At 33.5% G+C, this 20789-nt stretch carries 22 protein-coding genes; 4 read left to right on the top strand and 18 right to left on the bottom strand.

Going from position 1 to position 20789, the window contains the following annotated elements; translation table 11 throughout:
- Positions 1 to 93 precede the first annotated feature (93 nt).
- The 12 genes from atpG to DUZ96_RS10695 all read right to left on the bottom strand — a co-directional run bounded on the left by atpG (position 94) and on the right by DUZ96_RS10695 (position 11260).
- Positions 94 to 954, bottom strand: a complete 861-nt coding sequence (gene atpG / locus DUZ96_RS10750) for an ATP synthase F1 subunit gamma (protein WP_114301944.1) — start codon at positions 952 to 954, stop codon at positions 94 to 96.
- 53 nt (positions 955 to 1007) lie between these two features.
- Positions 1008 to 2588 (bottom strand): F0F1 ATP synthase subunit alpha, encoded by a 1581-nt coding sequence (atpA, locus tag DUZ96_RS10745; protein ID WP_114301943.1) that lies wholly within the window; start codon positions 2586 to 2588, stop codon positions 1008 to 1010.
- Positions 2589 to 2621: 33 nt separating this feature from the next.
- A complete protein-coding gene (gene atpH / locus DUZ96_RS10740) occupies positions 2622 to 3158 on the bottom strand; it encodes an ATP synthase F1 subunit delta (protein ID WP_114301942.1) in 537 nt (178 codons plus the stop codon).
- A 6-nt stretch (positions 3159 to 3164) separates the two neighbouring features.
- Positions 3165 to 3659, bottom strand: a complete 495-nt coding sequence (locus DUZ96_RS10735) for a F0F1 ATP synthase subunit B (RefSeq protein WP_114301941.1) — start codon at positions 3657 to 3659, stop codon at positions 3165 to 3167.
- 71 nt (positions 3660 to 3730) lie between these two features.
- The gene (gene atpE, locus DUZ96_RS10730) at positions 3731 to 3940 is read right to left on the bottom strand and encodes an ATP synthase F0 subunit C (protein ID WP_181855271.1); all 210 of its coding nucleotides are present in this window, start codon (positions 3938 to 3940) and stop codon (positions 3731 to 3733) included.
- Positions 3941 to 3955: 15 nt separating this feature from the next.
- Entirely contained in the window at positions 3956 to 5059 is a 1104-nt protein-coding gene (gene atpB / locus DUZ96_RS10725; protein WP_114301940.1) for a F0F1 ATP synthase subunit A, read from the bottom strand.
- Between the two features lie 146 nt (positions 5060 to 5205).
- Positions 5206 to 5601, bottom strand: coding sequence for a hypothetical protein (locus DUZ96_RS10720; protein ID WP_258774375.1), 396 nt, complete (start codon positions 5599 to 5601; stop codon positions 5206 to 5208).
- A gap of 14 nt (positions 5602 to 5615) precedes the next feature.
- Positions 5616 to 5861, bottom strand: coding sequence for an AtpZ/AtpI family protein (locus tag DUZ96_RS10715; protein ID WP_114301938.1), 246 nt, complete (start codon positions 5859 to 5861; stop codon positions 5616 to 5618).
- The gene (locus DUZ96_RS10710) at positions 5809 to 6246 is read right to left on the bottom strand and encodes a polymer-forming cytoskeletal protein (protein WP_114301937.1); all 438 of its coding nucleotides are present in this window, start codon (positions 6244 to 6246) and stop codon (positions 5809 to 5811) included. Before DUZ96_RS10710 ends, DUZ96_RS10715 begins: the two co-directional genes overlap by 53 nt.
- Positions 6247 to 6258: 12 nt before the next feature.
- A complete protein-coding gene (locus DUZ96_RS10705; RefSeq protein WP_258774374.1) occupies positions 6259 to 8859 on the bottom strand; it encodes a tetratricopeptide repeat protein in 2601 nt (866 codons plus the stop codon).
- A gap of 185 nt (positions 8860 to 9044) precedes the next feature.
- Complete coding sequence (locus tag DUZ96_RS10700; protein WP_114301936.1) at positions 9045 to 9767, bottom strand: ABC transporter ATP-binding protein; 723 nt, start codon at positions 9765 to 9767, stop codon at positions 9045 to 9047.
- Between the two features lie 14 nt (positions 9768 to 9781).
- Complete coding sequence (locus DUZ96_RS10695) at positions 9782 to 11260, bottom strand: DUF5687 family protein (protein ID WP_114301935.1); 1479 nt, start codon at positions 11258 to 11260, stop codon at positions 9782 to 9784.
- A 106-nt stretch (positions 11261 to 11366) separates the two neighbouring features.
- Between DUZ96_RS10695 and DUZ96_RS10690 the strand changes: the two genes are divergently transcribed.
- The gene (locus tag DUZ96_RS10690; protein WP_114301934.1) at positions 11367 to 12425 is read left to right on the top strand and encodes a ferredoxin--NADP reductase; all 1059 of its coding nucleotides are present in this window, start codon (positions 11367 to 11369) and stop codon (positions 12423 to 12425) included.
- Here the strand turns inward: DUZ96_RS10690 and DUZ96_RS10685 are convergent, their stop codons facing one another.
- Both DUZ96_RS10685 and DUZ96_RS10680 read right to left on the bottom strand, forming a co-directional pair.
- Positions 12426 to 13448: a glycosyltransferase family 9 protein gene (locus DUZ96_RS10685; protein ID WP_258774373.1), complete on the bottom strand. Its 1023-nt coding sequence runs from the start codon at positions 13446 to 13448 to the stop codon at positions 12426 to 12428.
- Between the two features lie 31 nt (positions 13449 to 13479).
- Positions 13480 to 14088 carry a DUF4254 domain-containing protein gene (locus DUZ96_RS10680; protein WP_114302337.1) on the bottom strand — a complete coding sequence of 203 codons (609 nt, stop codon included), beginning with the start codon at positions 14086 to 14088 and terminating at the stop codon, positions 13480 to 13482.
- A 72-nt stretch (positions 14089 to 14160) separates the two neighbouring features.
- On the opposite strand from DUZ96_RS10680, the gene upp reads away from it, so the two are divergent.
- Entirely contained in the window at positions 14161 to 14820 is a 660-nt protein-coding gene (gene upp, locus DUZ96_RS10675) for a uracil phosphoribosyltransferase (RefSeq protein WP_114301933.1), read from the top strand.
- Here the strand turns inward: upp and DUZ96_RS10670 are convergent.
- Positions 14809 to 15726: a DUF6427 family protein gene (locus DUZ96_RS10670; protein ID WP_114301932.1), complete on the bottom strand. Its 918-nt coding sequence runs from the start codon at positions 15724 to 15726 to the stop codon at positions 14809 to 14811. The two genes, upp and DUZ96_RS10670, sit on opposite strands and share 12 nt — an antisense overlap.
- A 40-nt stretch (positions 15727 to 15766) precedes the next feature.
- Here DUZ96_RS10670 and DUZ96_RS10665 point away from each other — a divergent pair, with 40 nt between their 5' ends.
- Complete coding sequence (locus DUZ96_RS10665; RefSeq protein ID WP_114301931.1) at positions 15767 to 15994, top strand: DUF6341 family protein; 228 nt, start codon at positions 15767 to 15769, stop codon at positions 15992 to 15994.
- Here the strand turns inward: DUZ96_RS10665 and purD are convergent.
- Positions 15989 to 17260 (bottom strand): phosphoribosylamine--glycine ligase, encoded by a 1272-nt coding sequence (purD, locus tag DUZ96_RS10660; RefSeq protein WP_114301930.1) that lies wholly within the window; start codon positions 17258 to 17260, stop codon positions 15989 to 15991. The two genes, DUZ96_RS10665 and purD, sit on opposite strands and share 6 nt — an antisense overlap.
- An 84-nt stretch (positions 17261 to 17344) precedes the next feature.
- On the opposite strand from purD, the gene DUZ96_RS10655 reads away from it, so the two are divergent.
- Positions 17345 to 18652 carry a phenylacetate--CoA ligase family protein gene (locus DUZ96_RS10655; protein ID WP_114301929.1) on the top strand — a complete coding sequence of 436 codons (1308 nt, stop codon included), beginning with the start codon at positions 17345 to 17347 and terminating at the stop codon, positions 18650 to 18652.
- On the opposite strand, the gene DUZ96_RS10650 is transcribed toward DUZ96_RS10655, so the two are convergent.
- Positions 18642 to 19415 carry a glycosyltransferase family 2 protein gene (locus tag DUZ96_RS10650; protein ID WP_114301928.1) on the bottom strand — a complete coding sequence of 258 codons (774 nt, stop codon included), beginning with the start codon at positions 19413 to 19415 and terminating at the stop codon, positions 18642 to 18644. The two genes, DUZ96_RS10655 and DUZ96_RS10650, sit on opposite strands and share 11 nt — an antisense overlap.
- Before the next feature lie 10 nt (positions 19416 to 19425).
- Positions 19426 to 20781 (bottom strand): undecaprenyl-phosphate glucose phosphotransferase, encoded by a 1356-nt coding sequence (locus tag DUZ96_RS10645; RefSeq protein WP_114301927.1) that lies wholly within the window; start codon positions 20779 to 20781, stop codon positions 19426 to 19428.
- Positions 20782 to 20789 lie beyond the last annotated feature (8 nt).

Below are 20789 nucleotides of genomic sequence, written 5' to 3'. Positions count from 1 at the left end.
TGATTAATTTGTGCTAAAAATAGGGTTTTTAAAATGAAAAAACCCAACTCAATTGAGTTGGGTTTATCTAATATTTTTAACAGTTATTGACTATTAATTATTTAATGCTTCAGCTCCACCTACTATCTCAAGGATTTCATTAGTAATTGCAGCTTGACGTGCTTTGTTATATGTTAACTTAAGCTGATCTCTTAACTCTGTTGCATTATCTGTCGCTTTATGCATCGCTGTCATACGCGCACCATGCTCAGAAGCAAAAGAATCTCTAATTCCTTTAAATAATTGAGTCTTTAAGGATTTAGGAATTAATGTCTCTACAATTTCTTGCTTAGAAGGTTCAAAGATATAATCTGAGTTATTACTTGCATCACTTTCTACAGGGACAATTGGTAAAAATTGCTCTGTCATTATGACTTGGGTTGCAGCATTTTTAAAGCTGTTGTACACTAATTCTACTTTATCAAATTCTGCATGAATAAACTTATCCATGATCATCTCTGCAATCTCAGCAACATTATCAAAAGTTAAGTCGTCGAAGACTTCACTTTTGTTTGCTATAACATTTCCTGTTTTTGAAAAAGCATCATTTGCTTTTTTCCCAATCGCTAAAACTGAAACATTCTTATCAGCATAAGTATCGCCCATTAGAGTATTTACCTCTTTGATAATATTAGAGTTAAATGCTCCACAAAGACCTCTATTAGAGGTGATAGCAACAATTAAAACATTGTTTATCTCTCTTTGGTTTGCGAATTTACTTCCACTATCTACATCTAAGGTTGCACTTAAGTTTTGTAATAACTCTGTTAATTTGTTAGAATATGGACGCATTGCAGTAATAGCATCTTGTGCTTTCTTCAACTTAGCAGCAGAAACCATTTTCATAGCACTGGTAATCTGCATCGTAGAAGATACGGATGATATTCTGTTACGTATTTCTTTTAAATTTGCCATTCTTTAGTTTATAAAGACTCCTTGCTTTAGCTCAGAGTGACATTTCTATTTAATTAAGCATTAAACTTAGCAGACATGTCCTTAGCCACACTTGTCAATGTGTCTATAACCTCATCTGTTAATTTACCAGCCTTTAATGTATCTAAAACACCTCTGTGCTTAGCATTTAAGAATTCTATATAGTCTCTTTCAAATTCTTTTACTTTCTCAACTGGTACTTCTCTCAATAGGTTTTTAGAACCTGCATAAATAATTGCTACCTGATCCTCAACAGTAAACGGGTCGTTTTGAGCTTGCTTTAAGATCTCCACATTACGTCTACCTTTTTCAATTACATTAAGAGTTGCGGCATCAAGATCTGAACCAAATTTAGCAAAAGCCTCTAATTCACGGAACTGAGCTTGGTCTAATTTTAAAGTACCTGCTACTTTCTTCATTGACTTAATCTGAGCTGAACCACCTACACGAGATACAGATATACCAACGTTAATTGCAGGACGTACACCAGAGTTAAATAAATCTGATTCTAAGAAAATCTGTCCATCTGTAATAGAAATTACGTTTGTTGGAATATATGCAGATACGTCACCAGCTTGTGTTTCAATAATTGGAAGCGCTGTTAAAGAACCACCACCTTTGACTATTGGCTTTAATGATTCTGGTAAATCATTCATGTTCTTAGCAATACTATCATCATCAATAACCTTAGCAGCACGCTCTAATAATCTTGAGTGTAAGTAGAAAACGTCACCAGGATACGCTTCACGTCCTGGAGGACGACGTAATAATAAAGATACCTCACGGTAAGCTACCGCTTGCTTAGATAAATCATCATATACAATCAATGCTGGTCTACCAGTATCTCTAAAATACTCACCAATTGCTGCACCTGCGAATGGTGCATAAACTTGCATTGGAGCAGGATCTGATGCATTTGCTGCTACAATAACAGTGTAGGCTAGTGCACCTTTATCTTCTAAGGTTTTAGCAATGTTTGCTACTGTTGAAGCTTTTTGACCTACAGCAACATATACACAAAATACGGGCTCACCCGCATCATAAAACTCTTTTTGATTTAAAATAGTGTCAATACAAACAGTAGTCTTTCCTGTTTGACGGTCACCAATTACCAATTCACGTTGGCCTCTACCTACAGGAATCATAGCATCTACAGACTTTATACCTGTTTGTAATGGCTCATCAACTGGTTGACGGAAAATTACACCTGGAGCTTTACGCTCTAATGGCATTTCGTATAATTCACCTCCTATTGGTCCTTTACCATCTATTGGGTTACCTAATGTATCAACTACACGTCCAACCATCTCTTCACCTACTTTAATAGATGCGATTCGATTAGTACGCTTTACCGTAGCGCCTTCTTTAATTTCTTTTGAAGGACCTAATAATACGATACCAACGTTATCTTCTTCAAGGTTAAGTACAATTCCTTCTAATCCACCTTCGAATTCTACTAATTCTCCGTATTGTGCATTAGAAAGTCCATAAGCACGTACAATACCATCACCAACAGTTAATACTGTTCCTACTTCGTCTAATGAAGCACCTGCTTCAAAACCTGAAAGTTGTTGTTTTAAGATTGCTGATATTTCAGCTGGTTTTACTTCTGCCATTTTATTTTAGTCTTTAGCTACTACTGTAAGCTTTTAATTTAATGTAAATTCTCTTTTTAATTTATTCAATTTGTTGGCAATACTTGCATCATACTGTAAGTCACCAACTCGCAAAACGAACCCTCCTAAAATAGACTCGTCTACTGTATTCATTATCTCTGTTGATTTACCGGTGAGTTCCTTCACTTTAGCTAAAACTTTCTTTTCTAAGTCTTTAGTTAAAGGAGTTGCTGTGGTAACTTTTGCAACCTGAGTGTCTCTAAGTGCATCATATAAATGATTGTACTTGTTCGCCACATCACCCAACAAAGCAATTCTCTTGTTTGTAATTAAGGTATTAATCAAGTTTGTAGTTGCATTATTAGCGTCTCCAAACACAGCCTTTAAAACAGACAATTTATCTGAAGATCTAACTACGGGGCTTTGAAGCATAGCATTCAAATCACTATTGGTAGCAATTGCAGAAGCAATTTGCTTCATATCTGCATTGACTTTGTCAGCCACTTTATTGTCGGAAGCTAAACTAAGTACTGCTTTAGCATATCGTATTGCTGCTCTTGATCCTGCCATCAATTATTAATTTAAAGTTGTTTCACCTAACATATTCTCAACAAGCTTTAACTGCTTGTCCTTGTTAGATAGTTCATCACGGACAACTTTTTCTGCAATCTCAATAGATAGACCTGCAACGTGGCTTTTCAATTCTGCCATTGCTGCTTTTTTCTCACTTTCAATTGCTGCTTGAGCTTGCTGTATCATTTTACTTGCTTGAGATTGAGCTTCGTCCTTTGCATCAGCAATCATCTTAGCTTTCATCTCACGAGCATCTTTTAGCATTGCTTCACGTTCTGCACGAGCTTCTTGTAAAATACGCTCGTTATCAGCTTGAAGGTTTTCCATTTCCTGGCGCGCTTTTTCAGCAGAGGCTAAAGCATCTTTGATGCCTTCTTCTCTTTCGCTAACCGCTCCTAAGATTGGGTTCCATGCAAATTTTCTTAATATAAAAAGTAAGACTAAAAACGTTATTAAAGTCCAAAAAACAAGTCCAAATTCTGGTGTAATTAAATCCATTCTGTTCTATTTAAATAACTTAAATTTTAAAAATACAGAAGCAACCAACCGTTACTTCTGTATTTTACTTTTTACCCTTGTAAGAAAGCAACAACAACACCAAATAGTGCTACCGCTTCTACGAAGGCTGCTAAAATTAATGCAGAAGTTTGAATCTTTCCGTGCATCTCAGGTTGACGTGCCATAGCTTCCATAGCTGACCCACCAATTCTTCCGATACCCATACCAGCTCCAATAGCTGCTAATCCAGCTCCAATCGCTGCAATTCCTGTAATAGTCATAATATAAAATTTAAATTAATGATGTGCTTCTTCTGTTGCCATACCAAAATATAAGGCTGACAAGATTGTAAATATATATGCTTGTATTGCTGTAACAACAATTTCAATAACAGTTATAAATAATGAAAATGCTACAGACACTGGTGCCATAGCCTCAGTCTTAAATACAAAGATTAAAGACATTAATGCCAAGATAATAACGTGGCCCGCTGTAATGTTTGCAAACAAACGAATCATTAGTGATATTGGTTTTACAAACATTCCTATAATCTCTATGGGCATTAAAAATATTTTCATTGGTACAGGCACGCCTGGCATCCAGAAAATGTGTTGCCAATAATGCTTATTACCACTAAATGTTGTAATTATAAATGTGATAGCTGCCAAGGTAAATGTAAATGCGATATTACCACTTACATTCGCACCATTAAGTATTGGAATCAGTCCAAAAATATTATTGATCCATATAAAGAAAAATATGGTCAACAAATATGGCATGTATTTTTTGTACTTATGCTCTCCAATCATTGGCCTTGCTATCTCGTCTCTTACGAAAACAATCAGAGGCTCTACAAAACTTGCGATACCAGATGGTACATAATCATCAGATTTTTTATATCTGCGTGCGGCTGAAAGGAAAATCAATAACAATACTGCAATTGACACCCACATCATAAAAACATTTCTTGTAATTGATAGATCGAATGTTGGCCTATGAGCATTTGTGGGATGACCCTCTGCATCAAAAGTCACTTCTGAGGCGCCATCATCCATGACATAAACTTTCTCATGAACATTTACGAATCGCTGCCTATTTCTTTCTACTATCTCATGACCATGGTAATCGTGGTGAAACGCAGATGATGAAAAAGTTGTTAATCCTTTGTCTGTATAAACAATGACAGGAAGAGGAATTGTAATGTGGAATTCATTCTCCTTACCTTGGTTAAGAGTTGCGACGTGCATTCCGTAAGCATCCTTTACGTGATGCAAAATCATTTCTTTTGGGTCGAATTTTTCGTCGTCTCCTCCTTCTTTAGAGTCTCTAGCAAAACCAACTAAACTCACTGATAAAAACAGAACGGTTAACGCTAAACGTTTAAAGGTGCTTAATGTCATTCTTTACGGCTTTAAAATACCTTGTTTTAAATTCGCTGCAAATGTACACACATTATATGAATTGACAAACATTATTTCAGCCTTAATTTGTAAAGTTTTTTGTCTATAAAATCTATTGGTTTGCCTTAAGGGTAAAAAAAGAAAATTTAAGGCTTTTGCAGGAATCTTGTTAATGCAAAAACTTCAAAGAATAGATATAAAAAATATGGAATGAAAAAGTTGAAAACATCTGGTTGCTTATTTTCAAAACTTGAAAGTAATAATGGCAATAAAAAAAGAATAGCCAAAAACATTTTTAAAAATGTCATTACCATAAACAAATTAAAAATATCTTTTTTCCCAGATGAAAATCTATAGTTTATTACGGAATAAAGTATCAATGTAATTAATACATGGAAGGCGTAAATCTGCCAAACAGGAAAAAAGAAAATGATATCCTTAGCAAAATGATAGAGTAAATAACTGTGTACAGCAAATAATACTGCAGTCACACCAATTAATTGAAGTAAGAATACGCCTTGTCTTTTCTTAAACTCTCCCATGATATATTAAAAAGTTATTCTTTTGAAGATGCAATAATACGCCTTATTACATAAACAATAGATAAAATAACTCCTGCTAATGTTAAGCCTAAGGTACACAGATTTTTTTCGTTTGGATATGCTTCATCTAATTTAATTCCAGCAAATGTTCCGACACCAATTATAGCTATCATCTGTATGACCAAACCAGATAATCTCGAGTAAGAATTAAGCCTGTTTTTCTGGTCTTTGACTTGTTTGTTGTTGTTTGATAGGCTCATTTGTAAGTGCTTTTACTGTACCTTTCATGCTACATGTTGCATTAAATGTTGCTCCTGGTTCTACAGCAAGTTTGCTAGTGTGTACTTCGCCTTCAATATGTGCTGTTGATTTTAAGGATAGTGTTCCTGATAAAACAAGTTTGCCAGAAAATTTCCCTTCAAAATCAGCATTTTCTCCCTGTAAGGTACCCTTAACATATCCAGATTTTCCAACAACGACCTTTCCGGATGTTTTTACATTTCCATCAACTGTACCGTCAATTCTAAAAGGGCCTTGACTAGTTATATCTCCTACAATCTTAGTCCCATGCGCTATAATATTCTGTTGTGTGTTTGTTTCCATAGTTATATGTTTTTTAGATTTCTTAGCTTCTGAAGAAAACATAATTGTATGCGTTTATTGTTGTTCTAAATAAGTTTCTAAGTTTTTATGTCGTTGAATAATAGCATAATTTGGCGATGAAATAGGAAAGAATGGTTTGGTAATTTTTGGAGGGATTGGTCTTCCTCTTTTATCCTTTTCTTCTGTTTTAAGCAATTCTGCAAAGCCACGAGCTCCAGAAATACTTTTTAAACCGTGCACTACAACAAAAGTAGTGTTTTCGTCATACACGTCTCTAGAGGTTGTAAGGTCAAAATATTTTACTTTGGTAACTTCCTCGTTTAGAACTTTAATAAAAGTATCTACATCTTCTCCAGAATCCTTATTAAATTGATAGATAACGTTGAAGTTTTTAGAGGCGTCATCTGCAATAAAATCTTTTTTAGCTAGGGCCGGTATAGCATTATCCATAATCTCTTGTGCTTTTTTACCCTCCTCTGCATTTGCATAAGTCAAAGCAATAAAATTGATGGCTTCCTTGTATGCTTCAAAACCGAATAGCCTTCCCCTTGCTGATGCCTTCAGTATTTCAAATTTCGGAACGAAATCATCCCCTTCAAATTTTCCTATGTTCTCATCTGCCTCAGCAATTACCTCTGCATATTTTTGCTCATTAAACTTATTGTACAAATTCGTGTAAATTGCTTCTGGACTGTTCTCGTCCTTAGCTAATTCAAGTTGAGGATTTAACAAGATTTCAGCATATCTAGAATCGGGATAGTTTTCTACAATATCATTCTTCATTGCCTCTGCCTTGCGATTTAAGCCAAGTTCTTCATAAATGCGGAACAAATTATATTTAGATGGCAATATTAAGCGTTCTTCTGGCTCGTTTTTTAATAAGGTCTCATATCTAGATTTTGCAAGACTCAACTCCTTGAATTTTTCTTTATAAATAACACCCAATTGATAATACGCGTAATTTCTTTCTTTGGCGATACTGTCTATTTCTTTTTGTTCAGTTGGTAATTGAGCAATGTAAAAATCTGGTGACAGAGTATTGTCCTTATCTTCTGAAGCAACGACTTCACTTTGCTCTGTATTACTTATTCTTTTACGTTGATCTGATAATCTCCAATTATCTTGTAATTGTCTATCTCCCCAAAGTTTTAGAAATTCATTCTTTCCATAAGCAACTGTGGTTGGGTTGTAGAAATAAAAACTGCTCTTATTTCCACCAATACTTCCAGGTATTCCACCAGGGTTTTTGTTAGAACCTAGTCGGTTATTTATTTTATTATCTGCAATCTGAATATTACCAGAATTAGATTGCCTTTGAGACTGCTCTTTTTTTAATTTTTCTTCCTCTTCAGCTTTGACCTTAAGTATTTCAATATATTCTGCATAAAATGCTATTTGATCTTCCTTGGGTAAACTTACCATTTTCAGAATACTATCATTTACCTCAGCAATACCTTCATAATAAATTACATCATCAAGGTTTTCGCGTTTGCGTTTTAATATCCTAAACTCCTTGGTCTTTGGTTCCATGGCCGCCATGGTACTATCATAATATGCCCCTGCCGTTTTATAGCTGTTTTTATCAAAATACATATTGCCTAAGGTCTCGTAGTTTAGTGCTTTTAGATACTGATCTGCAGTTGTTTTCCTCAGGGACTTGTTATAATAAGCTTCAGCTAAACTGTCGGACATATTACCGTTATGAAACTCAGCTATCCTATGATAAATCTTGTCTAAAAAAGGACGATTTTCACGGTTTTCTTCTAACTCCATTAAATACTCCTGAAACGCTACTATATCTCCATTTAGCTCGTCAAAATTCTTAGACTTTTCTAAATGCGCATTTATATAAAATGCTCGAGGAACCTGACGATGCATTTCAATAATTTTGTTAAACTCCATATTGGCACTATCCTTTTTGCCAAATTCATTATATAATTGTCCTTTAATAAAAAGGTAGCGCGCTCTTTCTCTTTTAATCTTAGTGTTTTCTGCAGCAATTTCTAGCTGAGCCATGGCGCTATCCTTAGATTTGGTGTTGATATAAGCCTGCGCGAGAGTTGCCGTAGCGTCTGCTAAATCTTGATCCTCAAGTTGTTCTTCCTCTAATAATCGCTTAAGTTTTTTAATAGCAATTTCATTATTGTCTAAGCGCATGTCTGCCTTTTCTCTCCAAATCTTTACTTGATTGATTTTATCGCTAGTTGGATATTTATTTAGGATATTATTAAAGGCTGCAAGTGCCGGTACGAAACGTTGATCATAATAACGAGCTTTCCCTAATAGAAGGTAAGCCTCATCAATTTGCGGGTTCTTCTCCTTGCCTTCTATGTTCATTCCATGAACTTGAACTGCCTTTATAGCCTTTTCTTCTGCTCTTTCAAAATCTGCGTTTTTTGTTTGACCCGGAAGAAATACATCATCTTCTATATTCATTCGTTCAACAGGAAGTAGTTCCCAGAAATTCTCCGAATATGCGTCATTAACCGTTTCGATTCCACGATCTAAGGCAAGATTACCGTTGTAAAGCACATTGTATTTTGTGCCTAATGCATGAAAATTCCTATTGATAAATGTGTCTTTCTTACGAGAACAACTTTGGGCAATTATCGCAATACAAATAAGAGGTAGAAAGATTTTTATATAGGTCTTCAACGTTTATTCTATTTGATTAATAGATAACTAAAATCTTGGGTGTTTAGTGTGCTATTTGGTAAAAATAAACATCTTTTTGAATTTATGAGGTTTTATATGGGTTTTTCAGAAATAGGAACCCGCGATAACAAAAAAACTCATAACATTAAAATGACATGAGTTTCTTAATTATTTATAATTAAATTCTACTCTTCCTCTTGAACAGATTCAAGGTTGCCAGCAAAATGAGCTTCAAGTTCTTTTAATGTTGCTGGATTAGTTTCTAAGTCTTTAATAATCTCACCCTTTTCTAATACAACGATACGCTCGCATACATCAGTAACATGCATTAGATCATGACTAGATATCAAAACGGTAACTCCCTGTTTTTCTGCTAAATCTTTGAGAATCTGTTTTAAACGGATTTGAGTCGTTGGATCTAAATTTGCAAAAGGTTCGTCTAATATTATAACTTCAGGATTCCCAATTAAAGCAGCAACTATACCGGCTTTCTTCTGGTTACCCTTACTTAAGTCTCTTAAGTATTTTTTCTTGCCTATAATTTCTCCATTAAAGAAATCTTCAAATTTTGACGTTAAAGCATCAATGTCTGCTTTATTTTGGCCTCGCAAATCACCAATAAAATAGAAATATTCCTCCGGTGTTAAATAGCCAATTAAAAAACTCTCATCAATAAAGGATGAGGTGTAAGGTTTCCAGTCCTCGCTTTGATCTACAATTATTTCTCCATTTGATATACTGCCTGTTGTAGGTTTTATTAAATCTAACAATAAGCTAAAATATGTGGTTTTACCTGCTCCATTATTTCCAACTAAACCAAAACTTTGGCCTTTTGGAATATTGAGCTCATCAATTTTAAGAACCGTAGTTCCATTATATGCTTTTGAAATGTCTTTTGTATATATCATGGTTAGTCTTTGTATTAATTATCTTGACTAAAAGCGTCAATCATTTTATATTTTGAATCGAGATAGCGTTGAGTAATCATTCGCATAAGTTTTTTATGAAAAACAATTCCGGCTATACCTAAGAAAATAAGTACGATTATGCCTGTTTCAAACCCAAATAGGGCGTTAAGAACCGCAAAAATAATCATCGGTAAAATCATAAGTGGTAATCCTATAATCCATTGCACTGCACCTGTCCCTTGATAATTGAATGCAGCTCTTTGGTTGAGGTCAATTTTCTTTCTGTTAAACGACCCTCCATATAACATAATATGTGAGTTAACTCCTATATTGTATATGGCCGCGGCAAAATGAGCAACTAAGATTTTCCAACCAAAATATACGTAAGGTATGCTCAGTACAAATATTATAGCTACACTTAAAACCATAAGTATGAATTTTGATCTTAAATATTGCTCATACTTAATGTTTTGACTCATTAGCATTTTATAATAACCACTATCCCAAGCTGGTATAAATTGACCGAAATTTATTAGGAAAATACCTGTTACAAAGATTCCAATAAACGGAAATAACCATACCATGTCTCTATACATAGGCTGTGGGTAGAAAAACATACCATAGAGTAGACCAATGAGCATAATCCATACCGATGATTTTGTTCTCTTATTTCTCCATATAAGTTTAAGATCTAATTGCATAAATGGAGCTATATCACCAAAGCGTTTTGTCCAAGATAAATCTGCTGCTTTTACTTCAGTAACTTTGGATTTTAAGGAACTATCTAAAAACAATTTGTCCTTCAGAAGTTTAAAGTTAAAAGAATAACAAAGCGCAAGTATTGCTATTGGAATTAAAATAAAAATGGGGTTATTTGCAATACCTAAGAACGCATCTCCTAATAAGGATGTCATAGAAACAATTCCAAAAGCATCTAAACCATATAATGTGCCAACAAAAATTATTAATGGTAGAAACGAAAATTCTAGTTCTGCAGAAAATGCTTCAATAATAAAGTTTAAAAAATTGCCAATTAACACTACAATTATCATTGTAAACATCCATGTTAATGCAGTTGATGTGGAGTAATCATTAACGATTAGCATAATACTGAATGGTATTATGGCGAATAATGGCAAGAAATTAAAAAACGATAAGGCGGACTTCCCTAAAACATAATGAACCACAGTTGACCTTTTAATGGGCAGTGTTAATAACGGTTTTACACTCATTACTGGCAGTTTTTGTAAGAAGAACCGCATCAATAGATCAATCATTAACCAGAAAAAAATAAATCCATTGGCAACAACAAATGGATCTTGATCAGGAAATACTTTCTTGAGGATAGGTAAAAGCCCAAAGCCTAGAATTAAAAAGACAACTATAAAGTACAGTGCAAAAAATACTAGAAGTATATTAAGCCCTAAGCTCTTTTGCCAATAGGAGGAGCGAAAATATTGTTTCCACTCTAAATTAATAAAATGCTTAATCATAGCTGTTTTGGTTAGTTTTTTCTATTAGTAAACTTAATTGTTAATTTGTTACAAACAAAGATTACTTTAATGTTAGGCTTCATTATTTTTACAAAAAATTATTGCAATGTCACAATTCCATCCATTAAAAATTGAATCTATAAATAAAGTTACTGATAAGTCGGTGGCTATTACATTCGATGTGCCCGAAGACTTAGAAGACAACTTTATTTTTGAGGCGGGTCAATATATTACACTTCGTACTGAGATTAACGGTGAAGAAATTAGAAGAGATTATTCTATATGTTCTTCTAAAAGTAGCAGAAAATTAACTGTTGCGGTTAAATCAGTTGAGGGAGGTTCATTTTCGGTCTACGCTAATAATGAATTAAATGCTGGAGATATTATTGATGTTGCAGAACCAAATGGTCGTTTTGTGTTTGAAGCAAATAATGCTAAAACAAGAACTATTGTGGCCTTTGCTGCTGGAAGTGGTATAACACCTATTTTAAGTATTGCAAAAACACTTTTAGAAGATGAGCCATTTAGCAATTTAATTTTAGTCTACGGGAATAAATCTTTAAGTGATGCCATGTTTTCTAATGACCTTATACAACTTAAAGAAACATACGGAAATCGATTTCATGTTCACTTTATCTATAGTCAAACTCAGGAAGAAGACGCGCTTTTTGGCCGTATAGAAAAAAGTACAGTTAATCTTATCGTAAAAAACAAGTACAAGGATGTAACTGTTGAGAAGTTCTATTTATGTGGTCCTGAACAGATGATTCATACTGTTAAAGATGTGCTGCTTGAAAATAGCATTAAAGAAAATGACATCCTATTTGAATTGTTTACTGTGCCTGTTGAGTCGAATGAAAAATCAACTGTCTCTGTATCTGATGGTAATTCTAAAATAAAAGTAATTGTCGATGAAGAGGAGTTTGAATTTGAAATGTCTAATAATCAAACTATTCTCGAAGCAACTTTAAAAAAGGATATTGATGCGCCTTATTCATGCCAAGGTGGCATTTGTAGTAGTTGTATAGCCAGAGTTACAGAAGGCCAAACTGAAATGAGGCATAACAATATTTTAACCGATAATGAAGTAGCTGAAGGGTTGGTTTTAACTTGTCAAGCTCATCCAACTTCTGATTCTGTTGTTGTTGACTATGACGATGTTTAGTTAAGTATTCGAAATTGTAGACATTATTTTTTCGACTACTTTTTTTACAGATACACTCCCTGCACAATCCTCATATTCCTTTGGATATCTATTCCCATATATTGAAGTTGGTATTAAGGGGTACTGTTCTCTATCAGCCAACAGTATATTAGATTCTGACTGATTAAATGGGGCAAAACCAGCAAATGGATGTGTAACTCCCCAAATGGTTATAACCTTAATACCAAACATCGCAGCCAAATGTGCATTTCCTGAATCCATAGAAAGCATCACATCTAAATTAGAGATTAAATTGAGCTCCTCCATAAATGACAATTTCCCCGCAACAGAAACAACATTTTCATATTTAGCAGATATCTCATTTAGTATTTGAATTTCATTTTTCCCTCCTCCAAATAAAAAAACTTGATTTTGCTTGGAAAGTTGTTCTATGACTTTTTCCGTTTTATCCAAAGGATACATTTTACCCTTGTGCGCTGCAAAAGGTGCAATTCCAACTATTGAATAATCTTGCTTTACCAGTTCTGAAATTTCCTTTGGTATTATTCGTTTCGAGGGAAACTTTGGCTTAGCTAAATCAATTGGATAACCTAACTTTTCAAACACATCAGCATATCTCTGGTGTGTAGTTTTTATCTGTTTAAATATTTTGCCGGCTATTAATGCTTTCTTTTCGACCCTGCCTTTATCTATATGTTCAACTTTTTTACCAGCAAAAAAGAACTTAAGGATTTTACTGCGTAATACATTGTGTAAATCAGCAACTGCATCAAAACCTAGTAGCTTTAACTCTTTAGATAAATTATATAACCCCAAAAGGCCCTTGTGACGCCCTTTTAAATCTGCAGAAAAAACCTCAACATTATTTAGCCCTTCAAATAGAGGTTTAAAAAAACCTCTGGTTAAGACTGTAACTTTTAACTGTGGATATTTTTCATTGAGAGCACTAAGAACTGGAACAGTCATAGCTACATCTCCCATGGCCGAAAACCTTATAAGAATTATGTGTTCTGGTTTTGGCATATTTGTATTACATGCAATTGTAGTCGAGATTTTATTTCTGGCCTCTTAAAACAGGATTAAGCTCATCGTCATTGTACATTTTCATTTGCTTGTAAACTTTCATGTACTTATCTCCGTTGGCAATGTCTGTAAGTAAATCGTCAATGGCCTTACTCAAATCTACTCTTTGTTCTAACAAAACATTTAATTTTTTCTCACAGGCCTCCTTGTGTGTCTCACTCGCATCTTCTCTGACAGTTTCTAAATGCATATGATAAATTTTCAATGCGAGAATCGATAATCTATCTATGGCCCACGCAGGGCTCTCAGAATTTATTTTAGCATATGGTTTTACTTCAACGTCATTAAACTTTTCCAAGAAGTAACCGTCAATATACTCAACAGTATCGGTCCTGTCCTGGTTAGATGCGTCAATTTTACGTTTTAATTCTAACGCGGAAATAGGATCTATATTCGGATCTCTAATGATATCTTCATATGCCCATTGCACGGTATCAATCCAACTTTTTCTATATAATAAATGTGAAATTAAATCTTCATTTCTATGATATTTGTTAGTAAATGGCTGGTCTACAGTGTTTAAAACCTTGTAAGTTTTAATTACATCTTTAAAAATAGCATTAGCTTTATCTGAAAACATATCTGTACTAATATTTGGATATGCAAATATAGTTTGAATTATTAACTTAGCCATTACTGAAACAGTCTTAAAATGCAAATACACAATCTCTCCGAAACCCCTTCATTGTTAAATACTTTCATGTCTGAAATAAGAGATAAAAATATCCAAAAGGACAGTATGAGGTTTAGGAGAAATATTGAGCGTATTGGAGAAATACTAGCCTATGAATTAAGCAAAGTTTTAAACTTTTCTCCTCAAAAAACAGAAACCCCCCTGGGAATTTCAAAAGAAGATTTATACTCAAACGACATTGTCATTTGCTCTATTTTGAGAGCGGGATTACCACTTCACAGTGGGTTGTTGAATTATTTTGATAATGCAGAAAATGCTTTTATTTCAGCTTATAGAAAACACAACGACGTTACTAATGATTTTGAAATCATTATTGAATATTTAACTTGCCCAGAGTTAGAGGGTAAAACATTGTTAGTTGCAGATCCTATGTTAGCGACAGGTCAGTCAATTTATGCCACTTTAGAAGCCCTTAAACCCTTTGGGGCACCAAAGGAAACTCATATAATAAGCGTGATTGGTGCTAAAGATGGAGTGGCTTATGTTGATAGCAAAGTGGATAACGATATTCATCTTTGGATTGCGTCTATAGATGACGATCTAAATGAAAAAGGATATATCATACCTGGTTTAGGTGATGCGGGTGATTTGGCCTTTGGCAGTAAATTACAGAATTAAACCAATTATTGGTGTAGCTATTAAAGCACCAACAAACACTTCCTTAAACCACTTTTCAGATATCGCCTCAATGTAATTGCCTAAAATAATTGAAAACGGTGCCAACAGGAAAATAAATTCGCTACCATTTTTAGTGGGTGAAATTATACTTATTAAGATTGCAATTATAGAAGCCCAAGCAATGAGATAAAATGAAGGTCTGTTTTTTTTATTCTTCTCAGATAATGATCTAAAATAGTAAATAACTGTCCAAATAAAAGAGGTAAATAAAACAGTTAGTTTCAAAATGTACTCACTACTATTGTATGCCGTATAATCTAAACTAGCGAAACGTTCAAAATTTGATTGTCTTATAAATTCATCGTATAATATGATATTGTAAATCGATAAAAACATAGCGACAGTGGCTATGCCAACAAATGGGATGATAATATTCTTTAAGTCATTTTGAGAATAATAAATTAATGCCACAATAATAATGGCAAAAAACAATATTGCCCAGAAATAAAAAAGTGTAGCAAGTGCTATCCAGAAGGATGCGTCAAATAATTTCTTTTTAATACTTTTCTTTGAGCTTAAACTAATTATTCTTCTCATAGCAAAAACAATAAAAAGGTTAGCAAGTAGTAAATCCATATTATTTAATATGTTTGGGAACAATGCAAGTAAGATCCCAAAAGCCATAATAGCATAACTATTTCTCTGTGTGAGGTTGTTTTTAGAAACAATGAAATCCAATAAAAAAACTAAAAAAACAATCAGAAGAAATTTAGATAGTATTTTTAAAATGCTCTCTGTGAAATTAAAAAGAGCATTAAAATTTGCAATCATAAAAACTGATATTACGAATACTAGAACTAGAATAAAATTTATAGGCTTAGATTTATTAAAAACACTTGTAATCATTAACTCTTTTTGTATTTTTGCTTCGTAAATTTAAAAAGTTATGAAGGATTTCTTTTACGGAATAGAAGATTTATTTGTCAATGTACTATTCACTCCATTTGATGCCTTAAGAGCGTTAGAACTAGAAAGCTGGTTCTCTGCGAATATAATGTCTTGGATATTTTCAATTATCGGTTTAGTTGCCTTTGTATATTGGATGATGCAATTAGCTAAATACAACAGCAACAACGAAGAAGATAAAAGTGTAACAGCACACTCTTATCTATAGATCAAATCCAATATCCTTACGATAATTCATCTTATCAAAACATATATTGTTTATGCTTTGGTAAGATTTTTTTATGGCCTCCTGATATGTGTTCCCATAAGATGTTACGGCCATTACTCTACCTCCTGAAGTAACTATTTTACCATCTTCTTCCTTTGCCCCTGCATGAAACACTAAAGACTCTTTTACATTTTCTATACCTAATATCTCCTTACCCTTTTCGTAGGCTTCAGGATATCCGCCAGAAACAAGCATTACGGTAGTTGCAGCCCTATCATCGATTTCTAATTGAATATCCGAAAGCGTTTGATTTGAAATTGCTTTGAATAGTCTTACCAAATCCGTTTTTAACCTTGGTAATACAACCTCAGTCTCGGGATCACCCATTCTCACATTATATTCAATGACTTTAGGTTCATCTCCAACTTTTATTAATCCAATAAATATAAATCCTTTATAAGGCAAATCATCTTTGGCTAATCCTTCAACTGTTGGCTTTACAATTTTATCTTCAATCTTATCCAAAAAATCTTTTGTTGCAAATGGTACTGGTGAAATTGCACCCATACCACCAGTATTTAAACCTGTATCTCCTTCGCCAATGCGTTTATAATCCTTTGCAGTTGGAAGTATTTTATAATCTTTACCATCAGTAAGCACAAAACAACTCAGTTCAATTCCGTCAAGAAATTCTTCTATAACAACTTTAGTACTTGCATCACCAAATTTAGCTTCCACAAGCATTTGCTTTAATTCTAATTTGGCCTCATCCAAATCATTAAGAATTAATACACCTTTGCCCGCCGCTAAACCATCTGCTTTTAAAACGTATGGAGGATTTAATGTTTCTAAAAATTTATACCCATCCTCTACATTATCCTTTGTGAAACTCTCATATGCCGCCGTAGGTATATTATGCCTTATCATAAATTCCTTAGCAAATTCTTTACTACCCTCTAATTCAGCAGCGGCCTTTTGAGGCCCAATAACACTAATGAGTTTTAATTGGTCATCCTTTAAAAAGAAATCATGCACACCTTGTACTAACGGGTCTTCAGGACCAACAACGACCAAATCAATTTTATGGTCTATTACAGCATTTTTTATTGCCATAAAATCAGTTACTCCAATATCCAGATTGGTTGCAATTTCAGAGGTGCCTGAATTGCCAGGTGCCACAAATAATTTATCGCAATAATCGCTCTGAGCTATCTTCCAAGCAAATGTGTGCTCTCTTCCTCCTGAACCTAGTACTAAAATATTCATGCTGTAATTTTCTTTGGGCAAAAATAATTGGTTTTAAGATTAAAAAACAATTAATTTACATAAACCTTAAATATCAATATACGTTTGAGATTATTTGACATTTCGCTTAAAATAAATGGCTTTGAAATTGACAAGGCCAAGAAGGTTTTGGCTGAAATTCAAAAAAAATCAGACAGCGACTTTAAAACTTATGTCGATATCAAAAAACGGGAAATACTAAAACATCATTTAGAGCAAAATCCATTTTATAAATCTTTTGGGAAAGATATAGATATTGAAAATTGGGAGTCTATCCCAATCATGACCAAGCGTCATTTGCAACAACCAATAGAACAACGTCTTTCGAAAGAATTTACTGCCGAAAATGTTTATTTAAATAAAACCTCTGGTAGCTCTGGAGATCCTTTCATTTTTGTTAAAGATAAATGGTGCCACGCCATGACTTGGGCTCAAATAATGGATAGGTTTTCGTGGTATAATATAGATTTTAATTCTTCTAAACAAGCACGGTTTTACGGTATACCGCTCGATAAAAAAGGCTATTACAAAGAAAGAATCAAAGATTTTTTTAGTAATAGATATCGGTTCTCCATTTTTGATCTGAGTGACGAGTCCTTTGAGAAAACACTTCAAAAATTTAAATCCACTTCATTTGAGTTTATTAATGGTTATACTAGCCCTATTGTTCAATTTGCAAAGTTTTTAAAGAGAAAAGAGATTGTATTAACAGATATATGCCCTAGTTTAAAGGTTTGTATTGTTACGTCTGAAATGTTGTTTGGTATAGATAAAACTTTAATGGAAACTCAATTTGGAATTCCTGTGGTAAACGAATATGGCGCATCCGAGCTTGATTTGATTGCATTTGAAAACCCAAAAGGTGATTGGGTTGTTAATACCGAAACAATTCTAGTTGAAATAGTTGATGCAGGTGGAAATTTAGTGCCTCACGGAAAAGATGGTCGTGTAGTTATTACTTCATTTTATAATAAAGCCCATCCATTTATTAGATATGATATTGGTGATATAGGATCTTTATCACAACAAAGTACGGCAAGGCAACCCGTCTTAGAAAAACTTACTGGTAGAACTAACGACATTGTGATTTTACCTAGTGGTAAAAAAGCTGCCGGATTAACATTTTACTACATAACAAAAAGTGTTATTGAAAACGATGGAAACGTTTCAGAATTTATTATTGAACAAATTACTCTTGATAATTTCATGGTGAAATATGTCAGTAAAAATAGGCTTACAGATGAGCAAGAGTCTAATGTCTCAAATGAAATAGAAACTTATCTGGAGCCAGGATTAAAAATCGATTTTAAAAAAGTCAAGGTCCTTAAAAGGACAAAAGCAGGGAAATTAAAGCAGTTTGTTTCTAAGCTATAGGTTTTATAAGCCTTGATTTAATAAAGAAATGCTCATAGAAGAATAATAGTAGATAAAAGCATGATTTAATAAAATTGAATCTTACACCTTTTCTGTACACATTGAAATTATGTTTTATTAATTTCATTTTATTCGAGGAAAGCGAATTGTCTGATTTTCTATAATACGCGATAGTTTCGGAAATACCATGAGCCGGTTTTCGACTTCTTTTTAAAGCTTCGATCCACAAGAGCCAATCCTGTCTTTTCTTTAAATCTTTTGTGTAAATTTTACCGAGTTTTTTACAGTTGTACATACCTGTCAAATTACCTATGTAATTTGCTTTTAGTAATTTCTCATAAGTTAGGACAGGAAGTGCATTGACTTTAATATTAAGAGGTTTGCTTTCTGCATCTATCATTTCGTAACCCCCAAAACATACGTCTACATTTTTCTCGGTCATTAATTTTAATTGAATTTCTAACTTTTGATTGTGCCATAAATCATCTGCGTCTAAAAAGGCAATATAATCACCCTTTGCCATTTCAGATCCTTGGTTTCTGGCTTCAGCGGCTCCTCTATTTTCAATGAACTCAAATAATTGTATTCTTGGGTCTTTCGCGACATGTTCATTCGCTAATTCACTAGAATTATCAATCGACCCATCGTTTACCAGAAGAAGTTCCCAATTGGTATAGGACTGATCCAAAACGCTTTGTATTGTTTCCCCAATAACCCCTTCATTATTGTAGATTGGTGTTACTATAGAAACTAGTGGTTGCACAATATAAGAATTAATATGCCTTTTCTTCCCCTTTTATAGCATTTATAAAAGTTTGGAATATAATTTTCATGTCAAGTAATAAAGACCAATTTTCAATATAAAAAATATCATATCTAACTCGACCAATGATGTCCTTATCTGTTTCCACTTCACCTCTAAATCCACTGACTTGAGCCAAACCTGTAATTCCTGGTTTTACAAAATGTCTCACCATGAATTTATCAATCTTTTTAGCGTACATGTTTGTATGGCTTACCATATGAGGCCTTGGGCCAACCACGGACATGTCTCCGAATAAAACATTGTAAAACTGCGGTAATTCATCAATACTAGTTTTTCTAATGAACTTACCAACTTTTGTCACCCTTTGATCACCTCTTGTAGCTTGATGAAAATTTGCAACCTTGTTTGGAGTCATTGAACGAAATTTATAACAGTCAAATTCTTTGTAATTAAAACCATTTCTAGATTGCTTGAAGAAAACTGGGCCTTTTGACTCTAGCTTTATCAAAATTGCTATCAGTGGAGTAAGCCACGATAACACAAAAACTATAACAATACTTGAGAAAATAATATCAAAGCCTCGTTTTAAAATCATATTGAAATAATCTTCCAACGGTATTGTCCGTAGTGTTAAAATAGGTATATAATCATAGTATTCATACTTTAATCTTTTAGAATAAATCTCTTTACTATCTGGTATGAATTTTAATATTTTTAAATTATTGTCTGCAAAATCAACGACGTCTGCAATCTGACTGTTAGTTAATTCTGATATCGAACAATAAATTTCTTCAATACCTCCTTCTAAAATGAATTTAAAGCATTCCTTAAGGGGAATGTCATCTTTTTTAATGTCAAATGTCTTTTGGTGAGAATATCCATATTCCGGTTTCTTGTTGAAGAAATTTTCGAGGGCGTGGGTCTTTTTATTAAAACCAAGTATTACGGTTTTTCTGTAATTACCGCCAAAAGAAACCCTATATCTTTGTAGTAGATAATATATTGCAAATTTAAAAATTGAAATTAAAAAAAAACATATTACAATATATATTACAATGGGGCGAGGGTATATTTTTAATTCATGATAGAGTCCTGAAAATGCGAAAACAAAAAGTAGAAAAAGAATAGATTGCCTTAGAATCAAAGCAAATATATATATAGGCCTGGTATATCTATAAACTTCGTAAAACCTAGAATATATCGAAAGTAAAATCCAACCTATTGAGATAAAAGCTATAAAAATTAATGGGTTTTTGTCTTGCAAAAGGAAGGGTACACCCAGCAAATTGATAATAATCAAATCAATTAAGTATGAAATAGGTCTTAAAAACCCTGAATATCTACCTTGTTTAAATAAACTCAAATTGCGCC

The sequence above is a fragment of the Winogradskyella sp. KYW1333 genome (assembly GCF_003335675.1).
Taxonomy (GTDB): domain Bacteria; phylum Bacteroidota; class Bacteroidia; order Flavobacteriales; family Flavobacteriaceae; genus Winogradskyella.
This window is presented reverse-complemented; position numbering and strand designations above follow the sequence as displayed.

Excerpts from the sequence above, each read along its gene's own strand:
- upp (WP_114301933.1), top strand. The coding sequence starts at position 14,161 with ATGCAAATACACAATCTCTCCGAAACCCCTTCATTGTTAAATACTTTC.
- atpG (WP_114301944.1), bottom strand. The coding sequence starts at position 954 with ATGGCAAATTTAAAAGAAATACGTAACAGAATATCATCCGTATCTTCT.
- DUZ96_RS10720 (WP_258774375.1), bottom strand. The coding sequence starts at position 5,601 with ATGGGAGAGTTTAAGAAAAGACAAGGCGTATTCTTACTTCAATTAATT.
- DUZ96_RS10735 (WP_114301941.1), bottom strand. The coding sequence starts at position 3,659 with ATGGATTTAATTACACCAGAATTTGGACTTGTTTTTTGGACTTTAATA.
- DUZ96_RS10695 (WP_114301935.1), bottom strand. The coding sequence starts at position 11,260 with ATGATTAAGCATTTTATTAATTTAGAGTGGAAACAATATTTTCGCTCC.
- purD (WP_114301930.1), bottom strand. The coding sequence starts at position 17,260 with ATGAATATTTTAGTACTAGGTTCAGGAGGAAGAGAGCACACATTTGCT.
- DUZ96_RS10670 (WP_114301932.1), bottom strand. The coding sequence starts at position 15,726 with ATGATTACAAGTGTTTTTAATAAATCTAAGCCTATAAATTTTATTCTA.
- DUZ96_RS10715 (WP_114301938.1), bottom strand. The coding sequence starts at position 5,861 with ATGAGCCTATCAAACAACAACAAACAAGTCAAAGACCAGAAAAACAGG.
- DUZ96_RS10685 (WP_258774373.1), bottom strand. The coding sequence starts at position 13,448 with ATGCCAAAACCAGAACACATAATTCTTATAAGGTTTTCGGCCATGGGA.
- DUZ96_RS10690 (WP_114301934.1), top strand. The coding sequence starts at position 11,367 with ATGTCACAATTCCATCCATTAAAAATTGAATCTATAAATAAAGTTACT.
- atpA (WP_114301943.1), bottom strand. The coding sequence starts at position 2,588 with ATGGCAGAAGTAAAACCAGCTGAAATATCAGCAATCTTAAAACAACAA.
- atpB (WP_114301940.1), bottom strand. The coding sequence starts at position 5,059 with ATGACATTAAGCACCTTTAAACGTTTAGCGTTAACCGTTCTGTTTTTA.
- DUZ96_RS10710 (WP_114301937.1), bottom strand. The coding sequence starts at position 6,246 with ATGTTTTCTTCAGAAGCTAAGAAATCTAAAAAACATATAACTATGGAA.
- DUZ96_RS10680 (WP_114302337.1), bottom strand. The coding sequence starts at position 14,088 with ATGTTTTCAGATAAAGCTAATGCTATTTTTAAAGATGTAATTAAAACT.
- DUZ96_RS10700 (WP_114301936.1), bottom strand. The coding sequence starts at position 9,767 with ATGATATATACAAAAGACATTTCAAAAGCATATAATGGAACTACGGTT.
- atpH (WP_114301942.1), bottom strand. The coding sequence starts at position 3,158 with ATGGCAGGATCAAGAGCAGCAATACGATATGCTAAAGCAGTACTTAGT.
- atpE (WP_181855271.1), bottom strand. The coding sequence starts at position 3,940 with ATGACTATTACAGGAATTGCAGCGATTGGAGCTGGATTAGCAGCTATT.
- DUZ96_RS10665 (WP_114301931.1), top strand. The coding sequence starts at position 15,767 with ATGAAGGATTTCTTTTACGGAATAGAAGATTTATTTGTCAATGTACTA.